Raw genomic sequence first — 8,924 nt, 5'->3', positions numbered from 1 at the left:
CGTTCGGCGACCCTTCCCAGGTCTTGGGAGCACGCGGCATCGCTGGGGGCCGGTCAGGTTCGGTCCAGGATCACCACCGGGATCTGCCGGACGGTCAGCGCCTCGTACGCCCGGTACGTGGGCATGATCGCCACCATCAGGGACCACAGCCCGGGGCGTTCGTCCGGGGTGGCGGTGCGGGCCCGGGCCGGGAACACGTCGGTGCCGACCTGGACGGTCACCTCGGGATGTGTCGTCAGGTTCAGGTACCAGGCGGGGTGATGATCCTTACCCTGGTTCGAGGCCGCGAGGATGAAACGTTCGCCGTCCACGGCGTGGACCAGCACCGTGCGGCGCAGCTTCCCGGTGCGGCGACCGCGGGTGGTCAGCAGCAGTTCGGGCACGCCGGGACGGGCCCGCCCGCCGGTCGCGAGGAACCGGCGCACGTGCGCGGCGACCCGTTCGTCGGCGCTGTCGTGGATCTCCTCGGCGTCCACCACGCGCTCACGCGGTCCGCACGCCGACGTGGGTGCGGTGGTGCTTCGGCGTGTCGACCTCGTCCACCACGGCGACCGCGAGGTCGGGGTAGGAGACCCGGGCCGTCGCGTCGGCCGGGGCGTAGCGGTAGGTGCCCGTTCGGCCGGCGGCGCGGTCGAAGTCACCCGACGGGCTGATCACCAGCCAGTCCGCGGCGCTCCCGCTCTTCTCCAGGACATCGAGGCCGGCCCGGTGGGCCAGGTAGAAGGCGCGGTAGTCGTTCGGGTAGCCGGGGGTGTCCATCAGCGCGGCCCCGGCCGTGGTCGGCAGGATCGACGCCAGCCCGACGACGACCAGCCGGGGAACGCCGCTCGCGACCAGCGCCCCGGCGGCCGCGCGGTAGAAGTCGGCGGTCGGGGCCGCCGGGTCGTACACCGCGGCGATCGCCGCCTCGTGGCCCTCGGCGAGTTCTCCGACGGCCGCCGCGTCGGTGACGTCGCCGGCCACCACCGTCACGCCACCCGCCGCCAGATCGACGTGCTTCGCCGGGGTACGCACCACCGCCGTCACCCGATGGCCCCGCCGCACCGCCTCGCGCACGGCGGCCCGCCCGGCCCTGCCGCCCGCACCGAACACCACGATCGCGCCCATGCCCGTCCTCCCGTTCCCCGGCCGCGTTCGCCGCCGGACGGCGCGACGGTAGCCGGCCGGGTGGTTACCGAACGGATACCGGCTACGGTGCGCAGATGCGCACACCGCTGGCTCCCGACATGTTCGACCCCGTGTGTCCGTCGGAGCTGTCGCCGATCAGGTTCGGGGACAAGTGGGCGGGACTGGTGATCCGCTGCCTCGAGGGCGGCCCGCGGCGCTACTCCGAACTGCGCGTGCCGCTGCGCCGCGTCAGCCCGAAGGCGCTCACGGCGTCGCTGCGTTCGCTGGAGCGCACCGGCCTCGTCGCCCGCACCGTGCGCACGGCACCGGTCCGCGCGGTGGAGTACGCGCTGACCCCGCTCGGGCACAGCATGATCGCGCCGATGAACGCCGCCTGCGCCTGGGCGAGCGAGCACTGGGACGAGTTGCTCGACGCCCGGGAGGGCCTCGGTACCCGCTAGGGCACGAGACACGCCCTAGTCGAACAACCTGTCGAGGAAGGCGGCCAGCTTGTCCCGGGTGCGCGCCACCTGCTCCTCCTCGGTCAGCGACTCGGCGAACCGACCGCCCGGCTCCGGCACCTTGCGCCCCCGCACGTAGAGCGAACAGGCCAGGTCGGTGCAGAGGTACACGCCGACCGAGTTGCCCTGGCGGCCGGCCGCGCCCGCCTTGCGGCCGGTCATCAGCGTCACGCCGGAACCGGGATGCGTGGTCAGGCAGACCGAGCACATCCCCCGGTGCAGGATGCCGGGCCGGGGCGGCGCGACCCGCAGCGAGACGCCGACGAGGCGGTCGCGGTGTTCGGCCACCAGGTACGCCCGGTCCAGGGTCGACGGGTCGCGCCAACCCAGGAAGTCGAGGTCGTCCCAGGGGCGTGCGGCCAGGTCGCGGGGTAACGCGATACGCGAGGCCTCGCCCTTGGTGCAGTTGACGAACGAGCCGCGGATCTCGCGTTCTGCCAGAGCCTTCACGTGAGCGGACGCTACGTCGGGGCCGACATGATCGACAACCGATATTCGCCGACCGGCCGACCCGCTACGCCGGAGCCATCAGGCGCTCGACCTCCGCCTCGTCGCCGGCCCCGTGGGCAGCCAGCAGCGCGGCGAACGTCTCCGCCGGCATGATCCGGATGCCCAACTGCTCGGCCTTCGTCGCCTTCGAGCCGGCCTTCTCGCCGACCACCACCAGATCGGTCTTCGCCGAGACGGAGCCGGAGGACTTGCCGCCGAGGCGTTCGACGGCCTCGTTGCCCTCGTTGCGGGACAGGCCCGGCACCGAACCGGTCACCACCACGGTCATCGGCGTGCCGTCCGGCCGGCGCAGCGGACCCCCGCCCGCGTTCACCACGACGGCCCCGTCGCTCGACGCCGCGGCTTCGGCGGCGGCCGCCGCCGCGACCTTCCCCGGCACGCCCGGCTCGGTCATGGTCAGCCCGCGGTCGACCAGCTTCTGGATGACCGGCGCCAGGTCGACCAGCTCGGCGGCGATCGTGACCGCCCGCTCGGGGCCGACCCCCTCCACCTGCTGGAGGTCCTCGACGGTCGCCTCCTGCAACGCCCGCATCGTGCCGAACCAGCGCGCCAGCCGCCGCGACATCGACCGCCCGGTCATCAGCACGCCCAGGCCGGTGAGCACGCGGGACAGCGGCTGCTCCTTGGAACGCTGGATGGTGCCGACGAGCTTCGTCGCCGAGATCTCACCCATCCGCTCGAGCCCCTGGAGGGTGGCCGCGTCGAGGTCGTACAGGTCGGCCGGGTCGAGGACCAGGTCGTTGGCGACCAGCCCGTGAATGATCTTGCCGCCGAGTCCCTCGATGTCCATGGCGTCGCGGCTGGCGAAGTAGCCCAGCGACTCCTCCGCCCCGCAGGCCCGGCCCTTCGTGCAGCGCCACCGCTTCTGCGAACGGTCGATCTCGCTGCCGCAGCGCGGACACTCCGTCGGCGGCACGAACTCCACCGCGTCGGCCGGCCGCTCGTCCAGCTTCGCGCCGGTGATCTCGGGGATGACGTCGCCGGCCCGGCGCACGAACACCGTGTCGCCCACCCGGACGTTGCGCCGCACCAGGTCGTCGAAGTTGTGCAGGGTGGCCGAGGTGACCGTGACCCCACCGACCTGAACGGGCTCCAGCACCGCCCGTGGCGTGATCAGCCCGGTGCGCCCGATCTGCACCACGATGTCGATCAGCCGGGTGGTGCGCGTGTCGGCCGGGAACTTGTAGGCGATCCCCCAGCGCGGCGCCCGGCTGGAGAAGCCCGCGGTCTGCCGATCCGGCTCCGCGTCGGCCTTGATCACCGCGCCGTCGACGGCGAACCCGAGCCCGCCCCGCCCCGCGCTCAGCGCCTCGACGGCCGCGAGCGCCTCCTCGATGCCCGCGCACACCGGCATGCCCGCCGCGGACTGCGCGGTCGTGGCGACGCCCAGCGCGGCGATCCGCCCGAGCGCGGACGAGTGCAGCCCGTCGCCCGCAAAGTCCTCGTGCTGAACGGCGTACGCCAGGAACGACAGCGGCGCGTCGTAGGCCCGGTCCTGCGCCCGCAGCGTGCCGGCGGCGGCGCTGCGCGGGTTGGCGAACGCCGGCTCCCCGTGCCCGGTCCGCAGCTCCTGCGCCCGCTCGAAGTCGGCGTCGGTCATGAACACCTCGCCGCGGATCTCCACGGTCATCGGCTCGGCGAGCTTCGCGGGCAGGCCGGCGACCAGGCGCGCCTGGCTCGTGACGTCCTCGCCGGCGACGCCGTCGCCGCGGGTCGTGATCATCGTCAGCGCGCCGTCGACGTACCGGGCCGCGATCGCCAGCCCGTCGATCTTCGGCTCGACCGTGAACCCGGCGACCGGCCGGCCGAGCAGCTTCTCCAGCCGGGCCGCCCAGGCGCGCAGCTCGTCGCCGCCGAAGACGTTGTCCAGGCTCAGCATCGGCGTGCTGTGCGGCACGTCGCCGACCACGCCCACCCCGGCCGCGACGGTGCCGGTCGGCGAGTCGGCCGAGCGCCACGCGGGACGGGCTTCTTCCGTGGCGGCCACGCGGGCCACGAGCGCGTCGTAGGTGGCGTCGTCCATCGCGAGGTCGGCGCCGTTGTAGTACTCGCGCGCGGCGGCTCGGATCTCGGCCACCGCCGCGCGGTAGTCGTCCACGGACTCGAACGGCGCCGCGCGCCCCGGGTCGACCACCGGATCGACGGAATCGACCAGCTCGTCCACGCCGCTCATGCCGCCGCCTCGCTTCGCTCCCCGGCGCCACGAGACGCGAGCGCACAGTGCCCCACGATTCGCTCCCGCATGCGTCCGCTCATGAAGATGCTCCTGTCGTTGTCCCCGCTTGCGTCAGCCACACCCTAGTAACGCCCTACGACAAAATGGTGATTGTGAAGCGCGACGCCGTGGACCACGCGCACCTGCTGAGCGTCGCCGACCTCGGCTACTGGGACGCGCTCGACCGCGCGGTCGGGTTCGTGGCGCCGGCGCTGTGGCACGGGTTCGACGGCGGCGGGGACAGCACCTGGACGGGTGGCGACCCGTGGCGCCGTCGCCGGCACCTGCGCCGCGAGGAGCCGGCCCGCGAACTGTGCGCCGCCGTGTGCGCCGGCGTCGCCGCGGGCCGCGACGGCGACCTGCGGATCTGGTGCCTGTTCGCGGCGGACGCGGTGCGCCGCTTCGAGGGGCTGCACCCGGGGGCGTACGCACTGGGACCGCACCGGCTCGGGGCCGTCTCCCGCGCCGAGCCGTCACCCGGAGTGCGGCCGGCGCCCGCGAACGAGCGCACCGCCGCGCCCGGGCGGCACGTCGCGACCGTGCTCGGGGTGCACCGGGTGGCCAGCCGCACGCTCGCCGGCCGCGAACCGATCGGCTGGCTGCTGTACCGGCTGCTCACCGCCGACCCCCGGGTGACACCGCTGGTGCTGGGCGCCCCGCCGGCACCGCCCGGCCCGGGGAGCTACGACCCGGTGGCCGAACTGACCGCCGCCGCCGAGCGGCTCCGTGACGTTCCCGTGACAGAGCTTGCCGTCGACCGCCCGCCGAACGGATGGTCTACCTGAGCGTCACTCTCGGTACGGTTGAACGGTGCCCGTGTGTGACGTCCGCGAGGTGGTGACTCAGCACCTTCCGGGCTACCGGGTGGAGTCCGTGGTGCCGGCCGGCGATGGGCTGCAAAACGTCGCCTTCGAGGTGAACGGCGAGCTGATCGTGCGGTTCAGCACGGAGCCGGATCCGGCACGCCGCACCGACCTGATCACCCGCGAGGCCGACCTCCTGGCCACCGTCGCCGGCCTGACCCCGCTGGCGGTGCCGGTCCCCCGCTTCACCGCCGCCGAAGCGGGATGCCTCGCGTACGGGCGGATCCCGGGTGCGCCGCTCATCGACGTTCCCGAGGAGCAGCGTCTCGCGCACGGGCCGTGGGTGGCGGAGACCCTGGGGGAACTGCTCACCGCCCTGCACTCGGCCCCGGTCGAGCGGATGGCGGCGCTGGTGGAGGCGGACGACGTTCCCCTGGAGGACTGGCGGGACGAGGCGGCCGAGACGTATGCGACGGTGGCCGCGCACGTCCCACCCGCTTATCGGCGCGCGGTCAGCGCGTTTCTCCGGACGGCGCCGCCGGCGGCCGGGTACGCGCCGGTCTTCACCCACAACGACCTCGGCGTGGAGCACGTCCTGGTCGACGCGTGGGCGGTCACCGGGGTGATCGACTGGAGCGACGCCGCGATCGCCGACCCGGCGCGCGACTTCGGGAAGCTGTACCGCGACCTCGGGCCGGCGGCGGTCGACGCCGCGGTGCGCACCTACCGGGCGGCGGCCGACGACGTCGCCACCCTGATCGACCGCGCCGTCTTCTACGCGCGCTGCGGCGCGCTGGAGGACCTCGCGTACGGGCTGGAGACCGGCCGCACCCGCTACTCGGCCAAGAGCGTGACGGCCCTGGAGTGGCTCTTCGCGTAGCGATCGCTACTCGCGGCGCAGTGCCCGGGTGGCGCCCGCCGCGATCGTCGTCGCCAGGATCCACCCCGCCGCCGTCAGCGCGTACGCCAGCCATTCCGTGCCGTCGCGCGGCACGAAAGCCCGTTCCTGGCCGAAGTCGATCAGCGGCAGCAGCAGGTCCAGCGCGTACATCACGGCGTGGAACGGCGGCGCCTTCCCGGGCTCCACGGCCGCCGGCGGCACCGTCCGGAACACCGCCGTCCCCAGCACCACCAGCGCGGCCAGCCATCCGGCGGCCCGCGCCGGCAGGTAGCCGTAGCCGACGGCCCAGTCCTGGACCAGTCCCCAGAGCCGCGCGCCCCACGGCAGCGCCGACCGGCGGTGGCGTTCGCCGGCGAGGAGCACCGCGCGGGCGGCCGCGAGCCGTCCCTCCCGCCGGTAGGCCTGCGCCAGTTGGCCGTAGGCGTGCGGGCGGTAGCCGCGCGGATCCCGCCGCAACCAGGCGAGCCGGTCGGCCGACCAGGCGATGCTGTCGTAGCTCAGGCCGTCCTGGTGCAGGACCGGCGGCCAGCTCGGCGGGTCGTCGCGCAGCACACCGATGCGGGCGTGGCTCAGGTCGACCAGCGGCGGCGGCCCGGCGGTGGCGAGGAAGAGTTCCCGGGTCTCCAGGTGGCGCAGCACCAGCCGGCCCTTGAGCACGGCGTTGTCGAAACACAGCCGGCTGCGCACCGCCGCGTACGCCAGGTGCACCTCGCCGGTGGCGGTGAAGCCCTCGCAGAGGTCGGCGATGGCGCCCACGCTCAGGTCCGGGGCGAAGAGGGCCTGGATGCGGGCGCCCTCCCAGCGCATCGCCCCGCCGATGACGGCCGTGTTGAGCCGGATCTCCGCCCGGCTCACGAAGCCGCCCTCGGCGCGCAGGTCGCCGCCGACCCGGACCCCGGTCGCGTTGAGCGCCGGGACGTCCGCGGCGACGTCGCCGTCGAGTTCGGCCCCGTCGAGGTTGAGCGTCCCGCCGATGTCGGCGCCGACGAGCCGGATCTCCGCCGTGCTCCGGCATTCCGAGAGCCGCACGTTGCCGTCGACCGTCAGGCTCCAGGCGACCATTCCGGGGAACGTCGAACGCGCCAGATTCAGCCGCCTGAGGTGCGCACCGTGCAGGTCGGGCGGCGCTTCGAAGGAACACTCCTCGAGCGACACCACCGCGGCGACGTCGGCGTGCACCAGGCTCAACTGCCCCCGCACGATCGCGCCGGTGAGCCGGAGGGCCGGCAGCGGTTCGGCTCCGGCGCCGGGGCCGCCGATCAGCAGGCCGCGCAGGACCTCGGCCCTGACCTCCCGGTCGGCGTGCCCCGAGAGGTCCAGTGGCGCACCGGCCGCGAAGGCCCGCGCCACCTCGTCCTCCGTCGGGGTGCGTGCCACGCCCGCCGATGTTAGCCGCGCGCGGGAACGTGCACCGGCGCCTTCGTCGACGGCCGGATCAGGAAGATGGACAACACGCTGATCAGCAGCCCGCCGGCGAGCACGAGCAGGTGCAGCGCGGCACTGGGCGGCGGGTAGAACCCGACCACGGCCACCGGCGCCTGCACCAGGACGACCAGGGCGAACAGGAACCTGTACGCCCGCGTTCCCCACAGGAAGACAGTCCACAGTGGAGCGGTGACGGCGCCGACGGTGAGCAGTTCCAACAGAGGACCCATGGAAAAACGGTAGGGAACCGGCCGGATGAAAGGCAGAACTCACGCCTGAGTGAGGAACGCTTTCAGCCGACCGATCTCCGCGTCCAGCGCCCGCGCGTAGGCCGCACCGGCCGGTGGCCGGTCGACGTAGCCGGGCTCGACGTCGGCACCGGCCCCGGCGCACGTGGCCCACCCGATCACGTTGTCCCGCCACAGCAACGGCATCGCGTAGTAGCCCATCACCCGCTTGGCCGGCGGCGTGTACGCCTCGAACCGGTAGTCCCAGCCCCACAGCTCGCCGAAGCGCCGCCGGTCCCACACCACCGGGTCGAACGGCGCCAGGATGCGCACCCGCGCCGGCGGCTCGGACTCCACCGGCGCCAGGTCGGCCGGCCACACGTAGCGGGTGCCGCCGACGTCCACGGCCGCCAGCTCCCCGCTCGCCACCAGCCCACGGATCACCGGCAGAACGTTGGGCCGCGCGCCGTGCGGCCGGCACCAGCGCAGCAGGTGCGCCGTGGCCATCGCCAGCGTCGGCTCGGCCACCGGGGCCAGCGTGCGGGCGACCCGCAGCACGAGCCGGGTGCGGCGTTCGGCCGGGTCGACGGTCGCCTCGGGCGGCGGCACCGCCGCGTAGCGCCGCACCCCGCCGACCCGGTCGGCGACCCGCAAATATCCGAAGTGGCGCAGCCGTTCGAGGTCCAGGGTGGTCGCCTGGGAGGTGCCGCCCCAGCCGTTGGTGGCGCGTTCGGCGCCGAAGTGCTCCTGCACCTCGCGCGGGTGGGCCACGCCGCGTTCGCGGACGAACGCCAGCACCTCCGCCATGCGGCCGGTCGGCGCGAACACCCCGTCGGCCGCGTGCCGGTCCGGGCGGGGATGCATGTAGGCGCGCAACCCCCCGGCCACGAACCCGTACGCGTACAGCCAGTCCTCGTCGACGTCCAGCGTGGGGTAGTGCCGCTCCAGGTCGCCCGCCCGGTAGCCGCGCACCCGCTGCCGCAGGATCAGGTCCTGCGCGCGGGCCGGTGCCCGGATCGGGTCGGCCTGCACGAACTCCAGCTCGGTGAGCGTCGCGGCGAGCGGCCCGGCCGTGCGGGGCAACGACCAGCCGACGGCCTGGCGGCGCAACCATCGCGCGTTCGACATCCGTCGACCGTACGACGGGGGTGTGACACTTTTCGGCGGCGCGGATCCCACGCCGCCGCCCGGGTTGCGGACCCAGTCGTTACCGAT

The 8,924-nt window shown here is 74.1% G+C and carries 10 protein-coding genes; 3 read left to right on the top strand and 7 right to left on the bottom strand.

Annotation, left to right across the window (positions count from 1 at the left end; genetic code table 11):
• Nucleotides 1–53 precede the first annotated feature (53 nt).
• Both Val02_RS22845 and Val02_RS22840 read right to left on the bottom strand, forming a co-directional pair.
• The gene (locus Val02_RS22845; protein ID WP_203901203.1) at nucleotides 54–479 is read right to left on the bottom strand and encodes a nitroreductase family deazaflavin-dependent oxidoreductase; all 426 of its coding nucleotides are present in this window, start codon (nucleotides 477–479) and stop codon (nucleotides 54–56) included.
• Nucleotides 480–483: 4 nt separating this feature from the next.
• A complete protein-coding gene (locus Val02_RS22840; protein WP_203901202.1) occupies nucleotides 484–1,107 on the bottom strand; it encodes an NAD(P)-dependent oxidoreductase in 624 nt (207 codons plus the stop codon).
• Nucleotides 1,108–1,202: 95 nt separating this feature from the next.
• On the opposite strand from Val02_RS22840, the gene Val02_RS22835 reads away from it, so the two are divergent.
• Nucleotides 1,203–1,568 (top strand): winged helix-turn-helix transcriptional regulator, encoded by a 366-nt coding sequence (locus Val02_RS22835; protein WP_239153262.1) that lies wholly within the window; start codon nucleotides 1,203–1,205, stop codon nucleotides 1,566–1,568.
• Between the two features lie 15 nt (nucleotides 1,569–1,583).
• On the opposite strand, the gene Val02_RS22830 is transcribed toward Val02_RS22835, so the two are convergent.
• Nucleotides 1,584–2,078 (bottom strand): FBP domain-containing protein, encoded by a 495-nt coding sequence (locus Val02_RS22830; RefSeq protein ID WP_203901201.1) that lies wholly within the window; start codon nucleotides 2,076–2,078, stop codon nucleotides 1,584–1,586.
• 64 nt (nucleotides 2,079–2,142) lie between these two features.
• Entirely contained in the window at nucleotides 2,143–4,311 is a 2,169-nt protein-coding gene (ligA, locus tag Val02_RS22825; RefSeq protein ID WP_203901200.1) for an NAD-dependent DNA ligase LigA, read from the bottom strand.
• A gap of 155 nt (nucleotides 4,312–4,466) precedes the next feature.
• Between ligA and Val02_RS22820 the strand changes: the two genes are divergently transcribed.
• Together Val02_RS22820 and Val02_RS22815 are read left to right on the top strand one after the other, a co-directional pair.
• Nucleotides 4,467–5,138, top strand: a complete 672-nt coding sequence (locus Val02_RS22820) for a hypothetical protein (RefSeq protein ID WP_203901199.1) — start codon at nucleotides 4,467–4,469, stop codon at nucleotides 5,136–5,138.
• Nucleotides 5,139–5,169: 31 nt separating this feature from the next.
• A complete protein-coding gene (locus tag Val02_RS22815) occupies nucleotides 5,170–6,036 on the top strand; it encodes a phosphotransferase family protein (protein WP_203901215.1) in 867 nt (288 codons plus the stop codon).
• Between the two features lie 6 nt (nucleotides 6,037–6,042).
• On the opposite strand, the gene Val02_RS22810 is transcribed toward Val02_RS22815, so the two are convergent.
• Genes Val02_RS22810 through Val02_RS22800 form a run of 3 tightly spaced genes read right to left on the bottom strand, consistent with a single transcriptional unit; the run spans nucleotide 6,043 to nucleotide 8,837 of the window.
• Nucleotides 6,043–7,434 carry a hypothetical protein gene (locus Val02_RS22810; RefSeq protein WP_203901198.1) on the bottom strand — a complete coding sequence of 464 codons (1,392 nt, stop codon included), beginning with the start codon at nucleotides 7,432–7,434 and terminating at the stop codon, nucleotides 6,043–6,045.
• Nucleotides 7,435–7,445: 11 nt separating this feature from the next.
• Nucleotides 7,446–7,712 (bottom strand): hypothetical protein, encoded by a 267-nt coding sequence (locus Val02_RS22805; RefSeq protein ID WP_203901197.1) that lies wholly within the window; start codon nucleotides 7,710–7,712, stop codon nucleotides 7,446–7,448.
• Between the two features lie 39 nt (nucleotides 7,713–7,751).
• Entirely contained in the window at nucleotides 7,752–8,837 is a 1,086-nt protein-coding gene (locus Val02_RS22800; RefSeq protein WP_203901196.1) for a DNA glycosylase AlkZ-like family protein, read from the bottom strand.
• Nucleotides 8,838–8,924: the final 87 nt, after the last annotated feature.

The organism is Virgisporangium aliadipatigenens (assembly GCF_016863615.1).
Classification (GTDB): Bacteria; Actinomycetota; Actinomycetes; order Mycobacteriales; family Micromonosporaceae; genus Virgisporangium; species Virgisporangium aliadipatigenens.
The sequence above is the reverse complement of the archived record's forward strand: the minus strand, read 5'-3'. Positions and strand labels throughout refer to the sequence as shown.